The 14,904-nt window shown below is 52.1% G+C and carries 17 protein-coding genes; 7 read left to right on the top strand and 10 right to left on the bottom strand.

Annotated elements, in window-relative coordinates; translation table 11 throughout:
- Window positions 1-16: 16 nt before the first annotated feature.
- Window positions 17-1,043 (bottom strand): IS630 family transposase gene (locus ACMHXE_RS17985; RefSeq protein WP_413732966.1). Its coding sequence is split into 2 segments (ribosomal slippage): window positions 17-593 and window positions 592-1,043, totalling 1,029 coding nucleotides; the frame shifts between segments, so codons are not numbered across the junction.
- A 38-nt stretch (window positions 1,044-1,081) separates the two neighbouring features.
- Between ACMHXE_RS17985 and ACMHXE_RS17980 the strand changes: the two genes are divergently transcribed.
- Window positions 1,082-1,252 carry a cold-shock protein gene (locus ACMHXE_RS17980; RefSeq protein ID WP_413732969.1) on the top strand — a complete coding sequence of 57 codons (171 nt, stop codon included), beginning with the start codon at window positions 1,082-1,084 and terminating at the stop codon, window positions 1,250-1,252.
- A gap of 58 nt (window positions 1,253-1,310) precedes the next feature.
- Here ACMHXE_RS17980 and pdxH read toward each other — a convergent pair whose 3' ends face one another.
- From pdxH to ACMHXE_RS17945, 7 genes are all read right to left on the bottom strand, one after another.
- On the bottom strand, window positions 1,311-1,949 hold the full coding sequence (gene pdxH, locus ACMHXE_RS17975) for a pyridoxamine 5'-phosphate oxidase (protein ID WP_101055834.1): 639 nt from the start codon (window positions 1,947-1,949) through the stop codon (window positions 1,311-1,313).
- Between the two features lie 121 nt (window positions 1,950-2,070).
- Window positions 2,071-3,000: an agmatinase gene (gene speB, locus ACMHXE_RS17970; RefSeq protein ID WP_039033398.1), complete on the bottom strand. Its 930-nt coding sequence runs from the start codon at window positions 2,998-3,000 to the stop codon at window positions 2,071-2,073.
- Window positions 3,001-3,031: 31 nt separating this feature from the next.
- Window positions 3,032-3,961 carry an adenosylmethionine decarboxylase gene (locus ACMHXE_RS17965; RefSeq protein ID WP_044734378.1) on the bottom strand — a complete coding sequence of 310 codons (930 nt, stop codon included), beginning with the start codon at window positions 3,959-3,961 and terminating at the stop codon, window positions 3,032-3,034.
- A 52-nt stretch (window positions 3,962-4,013) separates the two neighbouring features.
- Window positions 4,014-5,927 carry a biosynthetic arginine decarboxylase gene (gene speA / locus ACMHXE_RS17960; RefSeq protein WP_025888969.1) on the bottom strand — a complete coding sequence of 638 codons (1,914 nt, stop codon included), beginning with the start codon at window positions 5,925-5,927 and terminating at the stop codon, window positions 4,014-4,016.
- A gap of 28 nt (window positions 5,928-5,955) precedes the next feature.
- Entirely contained in the window at window positions 5,956-6,831 is an 876-nt protein-coding gene (speE, locus tag ACMHXE_RS17955; protein WP_101055833.1) for a polyamine aminopropyltransferase, read from the bottom strand.
- A gap of 107 nt (window positions 6,832-6,938) precedes the next feature.
- Entirely contained in the window at window positions 6,939-7,085 is a 147-nt protein-coding gene (locus ACMHXE_RS17950) for a hypothetical protein (RefSeq protein WP_093983023.1), read from the bottom strand.
- Between the two features lie 452 nt (window positions 7,086-7,537).
- Window positions 7,538-7,714 (bottom strand): hypothetical protein, encoded by a 177-nt coding sequence (locus tag ACMHXE_RS17945; RefSeq protein WP_157822676.1) that lies wholly within the window; start codon window positions 7,712-7,714, stop codon window positions 7,538-7,540.
- 276 nt (window positions 7,715-7,990) lie between these two features.
- On the opposite strand from ACMHXE_RS17945, the gene ACMHXE_RS17940 reads away from it, so the two are divergent.
- The 4 genes from ACMHXE_RS17940 to ACMHXE_RS17925 all read left to right on the top strand — a co-directional run bounded on the left by ACMHXE_RS17940 (window position 7,991) and on the right by ACMHXE_RS17925 (window position 11,614).
- Window positions 7,991-8,824: a S1 RNA-binding domain-containing protein gene (locus tag ACMHXE_RS17940; protein ID WP_101055831.1), complete on the top strand. Its 834-nt coding sequence runs from the start codon at window positions 7,991-7,993 to the stop codon at window positions 8,822-8,824.
- 208 nt (window positions 8,825-9,032) lie between these two features.
- On the top strand, window positions 9,033-9,719 hold the full coding sequence (locus ACMHXE_RS17935; protein ID WP_413732962.1) for a YceH family protein: 687 nt from the start codon (window positions 9,033-9,035) through the stop codon (window positions 9,717-9,719).
- Window positions 9,720-9,869: 150 nt separating this feature from the next.
- Window positions 9,870-10,712: an ABC transporter permease subunit gene (locus ACMHXE_RS17930; RefSeq protein WP_044734371.1), complete on the top strand. Its 843-nt coding sequence runs from the start codon at window positions 9,870-9,872 to the stop codon at window positions 10,710-10,712.
- Window positions 10,709-11,614: an ABC transporter ATP-binding protein gene (locus ACMHXE_RS17925; protein ID WP_101055830.1), complete on the top strand. Its 906-nt coding sequence runs from the start codon at window positions 10,709-10,711 to the stop codon at window positions 11,612-11,614. The genes ACMHXE_RS17930 and ACMHXE_RS17925 overlap by 4 nt, the downstream gene beginning before the upstream one ends.
- Before the next feature lie 251 nt (window positions 11,615-11,865).
- On the opposite strand, the gene ACMHXE_RS17920 is transcribed toward ACMHXE_RS17925, so the two are convergent.
- The gene (locus ACMHXE_RS17920) at window positions 11,866-12,300 is read right to left on the bottom strand and encodes a DUF4826 family protein (protein ID WP_101055829.1); all 435 of its coding nucleotides are present in this window, start codon (window positions 12,298-12,300) and stop codon (window positions 11,866-11,868) included.
- Between the two features lie 300 nt (window positions 12,301-12,600).
- Here ACMHXE_RS17920 and ACMHXE_RS17915 point away from each other — a divergent pair, with 300 nt between their 5' ends.
- A complete protein-coding gene (locus ACMHXE_RS17915) occupies window positions 12,601-13,635 on the top strand; it encodes a Glu/Leu/Phe/Val dehydrogenase dimerization domain-containing protein (RefSeq protein ID WP_101055828.1) in 1,035 nt (344 codons plus the stop codon).
- 176 nt (window positions 13,636-13,811) lie between these two features.
- On the top strand, window positions 13,812-14,147 hold the full coding sequence (locus ACMHXE_RS17910; RefSeq protein ID WP_101055827.1) for a hypothetical protein: 336 nt from the start codon (window positions 13,812-13,814) through the stop codon (window positions 14,145-14,147).
- A gap of 28 nt (window positions 14,148-14,175) precedes the next feature.
- Here ACMHXE_RS17910 and ACMHXE_RS17905 read toward each other — a convergent pair whose 3' ends face one another.
- Complete coding sequence (locus ACMHXE_RS17905) at window positions 14,176-14,598, bottom strand: MarR family winged helix-turn-helix transcriptional regulator (protein WP_039033408.1); 423 nt, start codon at window positions 14,596-14,598, stop codon at window positions 14,176-14,178.
- Window positions 14,599-14,904: the final 306 nt, after the last annotated feature.

Below are 14,904 nucleotides of genomic sequence, written 5' to 3'. Positions count from 1 at the left end.
ATACCAATTACGTTAATTAACTGACCATTCTTACCCACTGCCTAGAGCATAATTGAATCACCCTCAGCGGCTCTCCAATAAACTTGTTCCATGCGATGGAGCATTGCTCAACAATATCGTCGTAGCCACTAAAGCAGCGATTTGCCAACACATGTTGACGAAGCCATTGCCAGACTTGCTCTACTGGATTGAGTTCAGGTGAATATGGGGGAAGTTTGAGAATACTGAGGTTATCAAAATCATCGGCCAAATCTTGTTGATGCCAGCCCGCGCCGTCCATGATGACCAGAGCATGGCGTCCTGATCCCGTTGCGGCCGAAATCAACTTTAAGTGCTCATGCATATAATCGCTGTTGGCAAAGGGGGCGATTATAGCTTGCGTGGCGCCTGTTGCCGGACAGACTGCACCAAATAAATACGCTGATTCAAACTGTTGCTGCTTTACCACTCGTGGCCTAGTCCCTTTCTCAGCCCAAATACGGGTAGTGGTGTTTTGTTGACCAAATCTGGCTTCATCTTGAAACCAAACATCGATGCGATCGAGTGCGACGTGTCCCGGGGTGTTAAGGATCATTGCCATTGGGAAGTTTTTTAAAAGCCTCTTGCACGGCTTCAGATTGTTTCGGGTGACGTGATCTCGTAGTGATCCAGGAAAAGCCTAATTGATGTAGTAAACGGTAGATATTCGTTTGCTTGAAAGTCACGCCAAATTCAGACTGAATAAAGTGGCCGACGTCCTTGGCCATTAATCTGCCGCCTTGCTCAGATAGACTTTTGAGTAGTACGAATTCTTTCAGGGTTGCTAGCTGAAGAGAGGACAATTTAGCGGGACGTCCCGGATTTGGTTTGTCATCCAGGCCGGATAGTCCCAAGGAGAGATAAGTGGCGACCCACTTATTCACACTGGTTCTGCTGACCTTCAACATACTGGCGATAGAGGTACGGGAATGACCTTCGATAAAGTGAAGCAGGGCGAGATAGCGAATGCGTTTACGTGCGCTTTTCTCGGATTTTGCTAATGAAGCGATGTCGGGATGACTCATGATCTGGCAGCTGAAAAAGTGTTGGCTAATTAGATCACATAATTAAAGAGATTGGTATAACCCAGGAAAACGCCGCCGATGTGTTCGTCCATTACCGCGCCATTCAAGGCAGCGGCCGTCGCACCCTGAAAGAGGGTGAGAAGGTCAGCTTCAGCGTGACTGAAGGCCAAAAGGGGCTGCAGGCGGAAAACGTAGTGCGGTTAAAATAGTTGACGGATAAAGTAGAGGGACGGCAGATGCCGTCCCTCTTGTTATGCCATAGCGCCATCAAGGTGCGAGACGATTAATCTCCCATCCACCATCTGTGCGGCTGTAGAGGAATCTGTCATGCAGCCTGTGCTCACCGCCCTGCCAGAATTCCACACTGGAAGGCACTATGCGGTAACCGCCCCAAAACTTGGGCAAGGGGACTTCGCCCTTGGCAAACTTGGCCTTCATCTCGGCAAACTTGCTCTCGAGTGCCTGACGAGCGCTAAGCTTGCTCGACTGTTTCGAGACCCAGGCCGCTATCTGGCTATCTTTCGGACGGCTGACAAAGTACTTGAATACCTCTGTAGCAGACAGGGCTTCGGCGACACCTGTCACGGCGACCTGGCGCTCCAGCGGATGCCAGGGAAACAGTAAACTAACCTTGGCGTTGACGGCAATCTGCTGCGCCTTACGGCTTTCCAGATTGGTAAAGAATACAAAACCCTGCTGATCAAAACGCTTCAGCAAGACTATCCGCTGAAACGGTTGGCCGGTTTCGTCCACTGTGGCCACCACCATGGCGGTAGGATCCGTCAAAGGTGCATCCTTGGCTTGCGCCATCCAGCGCTCAAACTGCGCCATGGGCTCGGTGGCCAGATCGGCGCGCCTGAGGCCGCCCTGGGTGTATTCGCGGCGAATATCACTCAAATCTGTCATTGTCTATCCTTGTCCCTGAGCCGGGCGCAGTGCCCCAGCGAAAGCGAACCCCCAGCCTAGCTAGGGGGGCTCTATACAAGAAGAAAAGCCAACGACAAGCGTTGGCTTAACGTAAAGCGGCTTACTTGACTTTGCCCTGACACAAAGCCCAGACATGCAGCATTTCCAGGCCCAGCGTCGCGCCCGCCAGCGCAGTAATGTCGGCGCTATCGTAAGCAGGTGCCACTTCAACCACATCCATACCCACTATGTTGAGGCCCTTGAGACCACGGATAATCTTCAGCGCCTTATCACTGGTGAGACCGCCGCATACCGGAGTACCGGTTCCCGGCGCGAAGGCAGGATCCAGGCAATCGATATCAAAAGTCACATACAAAGGCATATCGCCAACCCGCGCCTTGATCTGCGCCACGATTTCATCGGCGGTCATATCATTGGCCATGGCGGCGTCAATCACCTGAAAACCGTGGCCCTCTTTGGTGTATTCGGTGCGGATCCCCACCTGCACAGAATGGGCCGGATCGATCAAGCCTTCGTTGGGGGCATGATAGAACATGGTGCCATGGTCAAACTTGCTGCCTTCACTGTAGGTATCGGTGTGAGCATCGAAGTGCAGCAGCGCCATCTTGCCAAACTGTTTGTGATGCGCGCGCAGCAGCGGCAGGGTCACAAAGTGATCGCCGCCAAAGCTCAGCAGTGTCTTGCCGGAGGCCAGAACTTTGCTGGCAAAGTTTTCGGTGCGCTCGGTAAAATCGGCGGCATCACCACAATTGAACACCAGATCGCCGGCGTCCACTATCTTGATATATTCGCTGAGGCTGAAATCCCAAGGCCAACGCTTCTCTTCCCAGGCCAGATTGGTCGAGGCATTGCGGATAGCTCCAGGCCCCATTCGGCCACCGCTGCGACCGGTAACGGCCATATCGAAAGGCAAACCTATTACCACCACATCCGCATCGCTTTCTAGCGGTTTGAAATCCAGTGGCTGACGCAAATAACCAAACGCATTTGAATAAAGCGAGTAATCAGGTTTATCTGCTAAAGTGGTCATAAATACTCCAAAACTTGGCTAATGCCGATATTTACATGGACTCAGGGATCAGCACTTCGTGGCACATCTGCTGATAGTGACTGAAGCCAACATTATAACCCTGCTCCAGGGACAAAGAGCAACTTCCCAGACATAAATGTTCAGGGTAACCACGGGTGTCCAACTGGGCGTTGAAGCCGATGACATCCCAGCTGCCGGGATTGAGAATGGCCAGCAAACGGGCGAAGATATCTATCGGTTGTGCGGCGAGATCCAGATTGGTCTCGAAGCTGACATAAGAGCTGCTTTCCTGCGGTGTAATATGAATAGTCATATACTCTTTGCCGCGAATGCCGTTGATGGAATAACCAAAGGGCTCAAACAGGAAGTCATCAAACTGGAATCCGGGCAGCATCTCTTCCAGTGCCAGCAATTGGCGAACCCCGGCGCAGCTTTGGTTATCGGAGCGCAGATAGTCGGCCGCTTCACCGCGAATGTGATACATCAAAAGCTCACTGGTGGCATCACCGCTCTCGGCGCTGAAGGCCTTGTCACTGCAAAACAGGTAATGGTGATGGGAATCCAGATGACCGATACGGTACGCCACGCCGGACAGTTTCTCTCTCAGTGCCTGCAAGTCCTGCTCAAAAGAGCTGGCCTGCAGGTGCGACAGATATTCGTTTTTGCGCTGAAAAGTCGCAAAGGCTATCGCCTCTTCGCCGAGGGAGTCGATAAAATGCAGGGTCGAGCGCGCCAGTGTGGTGGTACCACAGGTCAACATTAAAAACCTGTCGTCCCAAACAAACAGACTCGACTCGCTGAGCAGATAGGCATCGCAATAATCATTGCTGACGGAAGAGAGGATTTCTGCATTGGCCTTGGCCACCATCTCTTCCCAGAAGGGCTTTCCCAGTGAGCGCAGCGAAGGCGTAGCCGGCGTCACTATCACTTCAATTTTTTTTTCTGAACCTTCAAAAAACATCTTTTATCTCTACTTGTTGCAGGCCCCGAAGGGCCTGCTGAATGCACCGACCTTATGAAAAATCTTCCAGATAGGTATAACCCTTAAGACCCAATTGCAGCTCTTCAAGGATCGAGGTGCGTTCGTCTTCGGCAATATGCTGATTCACCAGCTCTTCATAGGTGCGCATAAAGGATACGGCATCCAGGTTCACATAGCGCAGCACATCGGCCACAGTGTCACCGGACAGCACAGACTCTATGTTGGCCAGGCCGCTTTCATCGAGACGCACCACAGCCGAGTTGGTATCACCGAACAGGTTGTGCATGTCACCGAGGATCTCCTGATAAGCCCCCACCAGGAAGAAACCGATAAGATACGGGCTCTCGGCACTCCAGGCAGGAACCGGCAGTGTGGTTTCAATCCCCTGCCCGTCCACATACTGATCCACCATGCCGTCCGAGTCACAGGTGATATCCAGCATCACGGCGCGGCGCTCTGGCGCGGTATCCAGCCCGGTCAGCGGCAACACAGGGAACACCTGATCTATACCCCAGGCATCCGGCAGCGATTGGAACAGCGAGAAGTTAACGAAGAACTTGTCGGCCAGCTTCTCATTGAGTTCATCAATGATGGGCCTGTGATAACGGTTCTTGTTGTTCATCAAGCCCTGCAGCTCGTGACAGACACGCAGGTTGGTCTGCTCCGCCCAGGCGCGCTCTTCCAGGCTAAGTTGCCCAAGAGCAAACAGAGCGTGAGCTTCGGCCAGATCCGATTGGGTATCGTGGAAAATCTCAATCAGGGCACGGGAATCGGCGCGGCCGCGGATATCGCTCCAGGACTGCCACATGTTGTGCAGCAGCTGTGGGGCATCCTCTGCCGGTGGCTGGATATTCTCAGGGGAATAGGCCTCGGTACCAATAACATCCGTGATAAGTACGGCGTGGTGCGCCGTCAGGAAGCGGCCGGACTCAGAGATAATCCTAGGCACCGGCTGCTCGTACTCGGCGCAGACATCACTCAGAGCGCTGACGATATTGTTGGCGTATTCGCTCAGGCCATAGTTCATTGAGTTGTTGCTTTGGCTGCGGGTACCGTCATAGTCCACCGCCAGGCCGCCGCCCACGTCGAAACAGTTGACCTTGGCCCCCAGTTTTCTCAGCTCGCAGTAGAAGCGCGCCGCTTCACCCACACCGTGGCGAATATCGCGGATATTGGCGATTTGCGAACCCAGGTGGAAGTGCAGCAACTGCAGCGAATCCAGCATATCGGCACTCTTGAGCTCGTTGACCACCCGCAGCACCTGCGCAGCAGACAGACCAAACTTGGACTTTTCACCGCCACTGGCCTGCCATTTGCCCTTGCCCTGGAACGCCAGGCGTGCGCGCAGACCCAGACGCGGAGTAACCCCCAGCTCGCGGGATTCCTGCAGTACCATCTTAAGCTCGGACATCTTCTCCAGCACTATATAGACCTTGTGGCCCAGCTTTTCGCCTATCAGTGCCAGGCGGATATATTCTTTATCCTTGTAGCCGTTACAGACTATGACTGAGCTGGCCTTTTGTGCCATCGCCAGTACCGCCATCAGCTCAGGCTTACTGCCGGCTTCAAGCCCTAGTTGCGGGGCTTCTTTGCTGACCTGGCTGGCGAGGATTTCCTCAACCACTGTCTGCTGCTGGTTCACCTTGATGGGATAAACCAGCAGATAGTCCTCGCTGTACTCATACTTTTGAATCGCCTGATTAAAGGCCTGGCACAGGCTATCGACCCTGTGGTGCAAAATCTGCGGGAAACGGACCAGCACAGGCAGGTTAACACCGGCCTTCACCATGTCTTTGGCCAGTTCGTTCAGGCCGATTTTGCTGTCCGGATTCAAAGGATCCGGTGACACTGTCACCTCACCCTGATCGCTTATTCCGTAAAATCCCTGGCTCCAGTATGCGACGTTGTAGCCGACGCGGGCATCGTCAATAGACCAATCACTCATGTTCGTTAGCCTGTTATCAAAAAATGGGTTATGCGGTAACCGTCATCGCTGACGCGACCGCCTGTTCGACAAACGCCGGCAGCGCAAAGCTTGCCTGATGGATAGCCGGCGTGTAATAACGGGTGGTAATACCGGCCCGCTCAAAACGCTCTTCGAGAGTCGCCAGGCTATGCTGACGCGCCTCAAGATCATCGGTTGCCCAGGCAAAGGCCATGCTGCCACCCACATAGGTAGGCACGGCCGCCATATAGAACCGACACTCTTTCACATAAGAGCTCATGCGTCTGACGGTATTTTGCACTTCATCCAGCTGCATAAAAGGCACGCCGTTCTGAGCGACAAAAATCCCATTTTCATTGAGACAACGCTTACAGCCCTCGTAAAAGTCGGAACTGAACAGCACTTCTCCCGGACCAAGGGGATCTGTGCAGTCAGAGATAATCACATCAAATTTTTGCCGTGATTGCCTAACATAATCCATCCCGTCGCTGATCACCAAGTTGACTCTGGGGTCATCATAGGCACCTTGGGAATGGTTTGGAAAATAGCTTTTACACATTTCCACCACGGCGGCATCAATCTCCACCATGGTAATGGATTCAATCTGTTTATGTTTGACCACTTCCCGCAGCATGCCACCGTCACCGCCGCCTATAATAAGCACCCGCTTGACGTCGCCGTGGGCCAGAATAGGCACATGGGTCAACATTTCGTGATAGACAAACTCATCTTTCTCAGTGGTCTGGATGGCACCATTGAGCGCCATGACCCGTCCCATAGCGGCATTTTCAAAAATGCTCAGGTGCCACTGTTCGGTCTTTTGCTCGAACAGCACCTTTTCCACCTCAAAATACTGCCCATATGCCGGATGCAGTGTCTCGTAGTAAATATTCTTGGCTTGCATTTAACCTAAAACTCTTGGTGTTGAATGTAAGGGTGGACAAATAACCCGTCCTCGGCGATTCAAAAATGAATGCCGAGTGAATGTATCGTCGTAGATGGACGACGGGCTCAGTTGGGACTATTGGCCTGTTCGCGGCCGGAATTGATGCGGATTAACGTGAGATGTTTCAAGCCGGTATTGTCATAGCTGACAATGGTTGAAAACCTGTGTTGTGGCACTTGGCGAACCAGTGCGGCAAATGAATGGCTGTGCATTAGCTAAAACCCTCTTAACCCCGTGTAAATGGTGCTTTGTTCATTTACACGGTTAATGACTCGTGAACCATAATAACCCTGTTACTCACGTTTGCCTGTCAGGACTGAATGTACCTTCAAAACGGCGCAATTAAACCTTGCTGTGCCCCATAATGCAAGCACGAATCACAGTTTATCCAAGGCCTTGAAATATAAACTACAGTTGCGATGTTCACCCATGCCATTTAAGCGAGCTTTTTTCGATTTATATCAATAAATTGAGCTTTGAAAGCTGATTTTATCTGTTCAAGATTTTTTAAATACACAGGCTCCCTATTTTGATGCCCAGATACCGCTTTGGGTACCTAGTTTGCTTCAATGCCGCCCCCTTGGGGAATTTGAGGGTGAAAACTCACCCTCAAACAAAGGTTTGTTATCTTGAAACCTGGCGATTCAAGCAAAAATCGCAGCAGCTAAATAGAAGCTGGACAAAGTACCACGACGCAGGAGGTGCAGTAGACGCCGAGTGTCAGGCTGTAAAACAGCGCCCGAAAGCGTTTGGGCTTATATTTATCCGCCCACCAGGCGATGATAAACAACAGCGCGAGATACAAGAGTGCCAGCAGGCTGACGGACCAGATAGAGAACATAGGCAAAGGTTTTTATTTTCAGCTTAACCAGTTCTGCTGCAAAAAGCAGCGCTAACTTTAGTCTTATTTAAACTTAGGGAAGTCTGACTTCGACAGGCCCCGGCATGCCTTCAGTCAGATGCCTTGAACGCCAATTGCTGTGCAAGCCACGCCCTACAAAAGAGAAGGCCACGAGGACTTATTCGTACCTTCCCTAAAAAAAGGCACGGGCATAGGTGGGCGCAATCCGTTATAATCCGCCGCAGCTGAAACAAAGTTAATCAGGTTCAAAAACAGATGGCAGAAATAGGTCAAAGTTGCACCCTGGAAGTGGTCAAACAGGTTGATTTCGGGGTTTACCTCAACGCTCATGAGTTGGGACAGGTGTTATTACCCAATAAAGTGGTGCCCAAGGGTTGTCAGGTTGGCGACAAGTTGGAGGTGTTCCTCTATCTGGACTCCAACGACATGCCTATCGCAACCACTAAAAAGCCCCTGGCTCAGGTGGGTGAGTTTGCTTATCTCAAGGTGGTTTCCATTGGCCGGGTCGGTGCCTTCCTCGATTGGGGACTGGAAAAAGATCTGCTGCTGCCCTTCGGTGAGCAGCACAAGCAGGCAGAAGAAGGCCGCAGTTACCTGGTCTATGTTCACCGTAACCGCGCCGACGAACGGATTGTCGCTTCGTCCAAAATCGATAAGTTTGTCGATAAGAGCCCGGCTTGGTACAAGAATGGTCAACAGGTTGACCTTATCATTGCAGGTACCACAGATCTCGGCTACAAGGCGATAGTCAACAACAAGCATTGGGGCGTCATCTATCAAAATGAAGTGTTCCGTAAGCTGAAGTTTGGCCAAAAGCTCAAGGGTTATATCAAGCAGGTGCGTCACGACAACAAACTGGATCTGACCCTGCAAAAGGCTGACCGTCAGGAGTTGGATCAGCAATCACAGCGGATCATGAAGAAGCTGGCCCAGGCCGGCGGTTTCCTGCCCTACAGCGACAAGACCTCGCCCGAGGTGATCTACGCCGAACTTGGCATGAGCAAGAAGGCCTTCAAGAAAGCCATCGGCGGCCTGTTCAAAGCCGGAAAACTGCGCATCGAAGATGACGGTATCCACGCCAGTAATTGAACAAAGAACTGACAAAGCACTGGCAAAGAATTGAGCAAAAATAACGCGCCTGCCCTATTCAGGAAAGGCGCAGCCGAGGAAAACCGCGACATCTGCTCAAGGCTCTGATATAACTCAAAAACACTGAGTAAAATGTCGGTCAGTTGGCCGACATCTGCCTTGAATGGAACTGTCAATTATGTTGCAACTCAATGCCATCGAAGCCTGAGTGATTGGCTGCCTGCTGGAAAAAGAAGTCACTACTCCGGATCTTTATCCCTTGTCTCTCAACTCACTGACCCAAGCCTGCAATCAAAAGACCAGCCGCGATCCCGTGATGGAACTGAACGAATCTGAAGTGCAGCAAGCCTTGGACAGCCTGAGTAAAAAACGTCTGCTGAGTGAGCAATCCGGCTTTGGCAGCCGGGTCATTAAATACCGCCACAGATTCTGTAACACAGAATTTGGCGAGCTGCAGTTTTCCCCCGCAGAGCTGGCGATAGTGTGTTTGTTGCTGCTGCGCGGCGCCCAAACCGCTGGTGAACTCAGAAGCCGGGCTCAGCGGTTGTTTGAATTTGACGGCCTGCCACAAGTGGAGCAAACCCTGCTAGCGTTGAAAGACAAAGGCTTTATCCGCCAACTGGCCAGGGAGCCGGGCAAACGTGAGATACGCTTTGCCGAGAACTTCACCGAGCATGATGGTGTATCTGAAAGTTCCGGCGGCGCAGATACCTCTCAGATTGCCAATCAAGCTGCAGCTCACCGTGAAGGTGAACGCGAAAGAAAGTGCGAAAGTGAGCCAGAAACGGCGAGCCAAAGCCGGATAGCCTTGCTTGAGCTAGAGCTGACGACAATCAAGCAAGAGCTGGCTTTACTAAAACAGGAATTGGCCGAGCTTAAGGCGCAACTGGCATAATTGACCGTAAAAACGACAGCTACGGCTTGAAATAGCGGCCAGGCGTTGGTCTGCCTGGCCTCATGGTGTTAGGCTGGCGTCTTATCGGCAACCCAGTGCTTGCACCTGTCGCTGCAAGGACTCCATATTTGGAGCAAAACAAGGAACCACATGACAACTGCAACTCACAGCACTCATCCCGGAGGGCTGAAAAACGCCCTGCAACTCGCGGGATTTGAACTCTATAAACTGATTTTCCACCGCCGTGGCACCCTGGCGATGATAGCTTTCGCCCTGGTGTGGCTGCTGATCCTCGCCTATCCGGTCCGAGGTGCCGCCAGCTTTCTGTTGAACCCGGACTTCAAGCATTTTGTTACCGGAGCCTTCGGTGAAGGCACTCTGGATCAACTATTTGCCTGGCCGGTTGCCGAGCAAGCCGTCTATTGGGTCATCAGTCTCTACCTGTTCCCCATGTTCAGCATTCTTATCTGCGGCGATCAGTTCGCCTCGGACAAAAACCGCGGCACACTGCGCTTCCTCAGCCTGCGTTCGGGCCGCGATGCCCTCTTCTTCGGCCGCTTCCTCGGCATGATGTTGATCCAATTGCTGTTGGTTGCCATCACAGTCATAGCAACCGTATTTTTGGCCATGAGCCGGGATATGGCATTGGTGCTACCCGCGCTGACTTCCGGCTTGATGATGACACTCAATCTGGTATTGATCCTGCTGCCCTACACCGCCCTGATGGCGCTGTTCTCACTCTGGGCCAGCTCGGCCAGATTAGCCAGTGTTTTTGCGGTGCTTTTCTTTGCCGCCATGATGATAGTAATGGCGGTTATCAATGCTCAGCTGCCCATGCTCTCTTTCATCGGTTATCTGGTGCCCGGAGCACAGATAGATGCCATGCTCAATGCCCAGCCGCTAACGGCACTGTCAAGTGCTTGGTTGCCACTGCTGCAAACCATTGGGTTATTGGCAATAGGCCGCACCATGATGCAGCGAGGTGATCTATGAGTCTGATTAACTGTAACGGCCTGAGCAAACTCTACAGCAGCAAGCGGGCATTGGATAGCGTCGACTTGCAACTGGAGCCCGGTAGTCCCATCGCCCTGGTCGGCCCAAACGGTGCCGGCAAGACCACATTGATGAGCCTGCTGCTGGGTTATATACGTCCAAGTAGTGGTGAAATCACTGTGATGGGACAGCGCCCGGGCAGCACCGGACTTTTAGGACAGATCTCGGCCCTGCCCCAGGACGCCGCCCTGGATCCCGGCTTCAGCCTGCTGACTCAATTCAGCCTGTTTGCCCGCATGCAGGGTATGGGCGCTGAAGCTGCCAAAGCTGAATCCATGCGGGTGCTGGCGCTGGTAGGCCTTGAGGACGTCGCCAATCAAAAACCCAACTCTCTGAGTCATGGTATGGGGAAACGCGCCGCGATAGCTCAGGCGCTGATAGGCAACCCCAAGCTGGTGCTGCTGGATGAACCCACGGCCGGACTGGATCCCGCCAACGCCCGCAAAATTCGCGAGTTGGTAGAATCCTTGAGCGCAGACACTACCTTTATTATCAGCTCCCACAATCTGGATGAACTGGAAAAGCTCTGTGACAGAGTGCTGTATCTGGACAAAGGTAAACTGAGCCAGTCGGTCACCATGCAGCAGAGCAGCGCCGAAGCCTATCTGACGCTGCAGATGCAACACTGTGATCAGGAAAAACTGCTGGAGGCACTCTACGCCCTTGAAGGTGTTTACGAGGTCTCGGCCAAGGGCAAACAAAACTACCTTATCCGTTACCAACCGGAAAAGGACACCTTGGATATCGAACTGCTGCAGCTACTCAAGCAGAATGGCTGGCAATATCGCAGCCTGATGCGAGGCCGCACACTGGAAGATACCCTGTTCGACGGCGCAGCCTGACGCCTTTGAACTTAGAAGCTCTCTTTGATAAACAACAACCCAGCATAGGCTGGGTTGTTGTTTTAGGGGTATCCAAAAGCAGCCTCTAAGACACAGATTTACTGGTAGTTCCCCACATCTGCCACCGCATTTTCGAACTTCTGCAGAAACACCTCTCAGGGAAGGGAGCAACAGTCTGCCAAGGCTATTGGCGTCACTATGACTATCAGAAGTTCATCGTCAAAGTCGAGAGTGAGAAATTGATTGCGACATCACCCCCAGAGCTTATCGTCCGCTTGGATCTTGTACAGGCTCTCGGCTCTGGAGACCAGCAACTGGGCAAACTTGGCCTGGGTTGGGTCTTTGGTGGCACCGGATTGCACTAAGTTCTCGGCCTTGAGCTGCCAGGTCAGCGAAAAGTGACGCAAGGCTTCACGGGCAGTGGCTGCTACGCTGACATCAACATAGTCGGAAGGCAAGTCACCGGACATCACCCAATAGGTCTTGTGGCTGGGCTGTTTGGATTCGATTTTCCACATGGCTACATAAGGCGCCAGATAACGGCTTTCTGCCGGTACCACTTTGCTGGGGATCACCCCTTTCTCTGCAAGAAATTTATTGGCTTTCTGGAACTGTTCACGCACCCAAGCCTGGCGCAAGGCTTCCTGCTGTTCGGCGTTAGGCGGTGTACTTGTCTGTTCAGTCATAAACTTTCCTTTCTTCTTGTTTGTTTTTATTGTGCTTTTATATTCTGTATCTGTTCAACTAAGCCTCTGGCCAGCTTTTTCAGTACCACTCCATAATGAGACGACTATGGGTGGCTGACTTCAGCTTCCAACCAGCTTTACGTTAACGTAAGGTGGAAAGCAAAATTGCCAGATAGATCACAAATATTCTGCTCATCAGCTTTGTTGAGAGTATCGCTAAATGCTATGGTTCTGCAATAAATATAACAAGCGGTCGGCGGCCGCTAAGCGCCGCCCCAATAAGCACAGCGGAGAACAGACGTGGCTGTATTTAATCATGTATCATTCGACGAACATGAACAGGTAGTATTCTGTCATGACAAGGAAAGTGGCCTGCGTGCCATCATCGCCATCCACAACACCAACCTGGGTCCAGCCGTAGGCGGTTGCCGTATGTGGAACTACCAATCAGATGATGAAGCCCTCACTGACGTGTTGCGCCTCTCCCGCGGTATGACTTACAAGAACGCGCTGGCCGGTCTGGCCATGGGTGGCGGTAAGTCAGTTATCATAGCCGATCCCAAGACAGAGAATCGTGAACAACTGTTCCGCGCCTTTGGCCGTTTTGTTCACAGCCTGGGCGGCCGCTACTACTCGGCCGAAGATGTGGGTACCACCCCTGCCGATATCATGATTGCCCATGATGAAACCCCTTATGTGCTTGGTCTGGAAGGAATGAGCGGCGATCCCTCTCCTTTTACCGCCATGGGAACTTACCTGGGTATCAAGGCTGCCGTTAAACACAAGCTGGACAAAGATAGCCTCAAGGGCCTCAAGATAGCCGTTCAGGGCGTAGGCCATGTGGGCTATTATCTGTGCAAGCATCTGCATGAAGAAGGCGCAGAGCTGTTTGTAACCGATATCCATCAAGCATCACTGGACAAGGTCGCCACCGACTTTGGCGCCGTGGTGGTTGCCCCTCAGGACATCTATGCTCTGGACGTCGATGTCTATGCCCCTTGCGCCCTGGGTGCCACACTTAACGACACCACACTGCCACAGCTGAAAGCCGGCATAGTCGCAGGCTGCGCCAACAACCAGTTGGCCGAGCCCCGCCACGGTGAGCAGCTTAAGCAGATGGGCATCCTCTATGCCCCAGACTATGTGATCAACGCCGGTGGCATCATCAACGTGTCTTTCGAAAAAGACTATGATGCTGCCAAGTCTAGCGCCAAGGTAGAAGAGATCTACAACACCCTGTTGACCATCTTCAAGCAGGCCGATGAGCAGAACCGTACCACGGCCGAAGTAGCCGATGAGATGGCCCGCGCCATCATCAATGGTACTCAAGCTTAAGCTCGCTCATATTCCATAAAGGGGCCTTCGGGCCCTTTTTTATTACTGAAAAAATTTTCCCCTTGTCGGCAAAGAGATAGGCGCCGGAAACAGAAAATTCATTTTCCCGGACTGGCAAGCGTCATCTGCCTCTGCTTGACTTAACATTCGTCATCTCGAATGTCAGGGAGTCAGTGATGCTCAGATTCGGCTATGAAGTGGAACAGCAAAAGGTGGAACTACAGGCCAGTAACTGGAATGGATTTGAGCGTTTGTTTGTCGACGGTAAAATGGTATCCAGCAAATTCAACCTGGGGCTACATAGCGAACACAGCTTTGAGTTACGTAATGGCGCACGTTGCCGGATGCAACTTCTGGTAGACCCCACCACAGAGCTGACTATCTGTCGCATCTACAAGTGTAACCGCCTGCTGGCGAGCCTCAAACAGGGGAAGCAACAGCCAAACAACTCACATATGCAACACTGGTTGCTACTGGGAGGATTGGTGTGCGTACTATTGGTCTATCTTTGATTCAGTGATCGCGCATTCAACCATAAGGTTAACGCTTGTCGGTATGATTTATCTTGTTGAGCAGCATAAGCAACTGCGCTCTTTCCGGCTCATCCAAGGCCGCCATAAACTTCTCGTTGACCCGCTCGGCCTCGCGAATTAAGTCCTGCTCCATCGCCTTGGCCTGATCGGTCAGGAAAATTTGAAACGCACGCCGGTTGTCTTCTTCCTGGTGGCGATAAATTAAGCCTTGTACCTGCAGTTGATCCAGCAAGCGTGTCATGGTGTAGTTGGCCACATCACAGCGACGTGACAACTCGGTTTGGCTGATCCCTTCCTCTTGCCAGAGCGCAAACAAAACAGGCCAGAGTTTAATATCCAGCTGATAACGCTTCAGGCGGCTATCCAGTTCATGTTGCAGTTCCACGTTCAAATGGGATACCAGATAACCGAGACTCTCTTTGCGGTTCAAGCAACACCTCCTGTACTTCAGGGCTTGTCTGTTCGCTATCGGCAGGGGCAAGCGCTTTATGCAACAAAATCGCTTATTCTATTTCATTGGCGCCGGGCCATGCCGCTGCCGAGTTTAACTATACCACTGCGCAAAATGATTGACCTACACAGGGAGCATGAAAAACGGCATATGACCTCTCAAGCGGAACAAAACCGCATTGACTTGCCCAAATATACGGCTTTATGACTCCCCTATGGGTACACGATTACCAGCCGACAATCCGCTTTAAACTTGAGTGGCTAACCCGATTCTGAGTCTATCAAA

It is taken from the genome of Shewanella sp. BJSY2023SW007 (genome assembly GCF_047314525.1).
Lineage (GTDB): Bacteria > Pseudomonadota > Gammaproteobacteria > Enterobacterales > Shewanellaceae > Shewanella > Shewanella chilikensis.
The sequence above is the reverse complement of the archived record's forward strand: the minus strand, read 5'-3'. Positions and strand labels throughout refer to the sequence as shown.

Excerpts from the sequence above, each read along its gene's own strand:
- pdxH (WP_101055834.1), bottom strand. The coding sequence starts at position 1,949 with ATGACAGATTTGAGTGATATTCGCCGCGAATACACCCAGGGCGGCCTC.
- speB (WP_039033398.1), bottom strand. The coding sequence starts at position 3,000 with ATGACCACTTTAGCAGATAAACCTGATTACTCGCTTTATTCAAATGCG.
- ACMHXE_RS17965 (WP_044734378.1), bottom strand. The coding sequence starts at position 3,961 with ATGTTTTTTGAAGGTTCAGAAAAAAAAATTGAAGTGATAGTGACGCCG.
- speA (WP_025888969.1), bottom strand. The coding sequence starts at position 5,927 with ATGAGTGATTGGTCTATTGACGATGCCCGCGTCGGCTACAACGTCGCA.
- speE (WP_101055833.1), bottom strand. The coding sequence starts at position 6,831 with ATGCAAGCCAAGAATATTTACTACGAGACACTGCATCCGGCATATGGG.
- ACMHXE_RS17950 (WP_093983023.1), bottom strand. The coding sequence starts at position 7,085 with ATGCACAGCCATTCATTTGCCGCACTGGTTCGCCAAGTGCCACAACAC.
- ACMHXE_RS17945 (WP_157822676.1), bottom strand. The coding sequence starts at position 7,714 with ATGTTCTCTATCTGGTCCGTCAGCCTGCTGGCACTCTTGTATCTCGCG.
- ACMHXE_RS17940 (WP_101055831.1), top strand. The coding sequence starts at position 7,991 with ATGGCAGAAATAGGTCAAAGTTGCACCCTGGAAGTGGTCAAACAGGTT.
- ACMHXE_RS17930 (WP_044734371.1), top strand. The coding sequence starts at position 9,870 with ATGACAACTGCAACTCACAGCACTCATCCCGGAGGGCTGAAAAACGCC.
- ACMHXE_RS17925 (WP_101055830.1), top strand. The coding sequence starts at position 10,709 with ATGAGTCTGATTAACTGTAACGGCCTGAGCAAACTCTACAGCAGCAAG.
- ACMHXE_RS17920 (WP_101055829.1), bottom strand. The coding sequence starts at position 12,300 with ATGACTGAACAGACAAGTACACCGCCTAACGCCGAACAGCAGGAAGCC.
- ACMHXE_RS17910 (WP_101055827.1), top strand. The coding sequence starts at position 13,812 with ATGCTCAGATTCGGCTATGAAGTGGAACAGCAAAAGGTGGAACTACAG.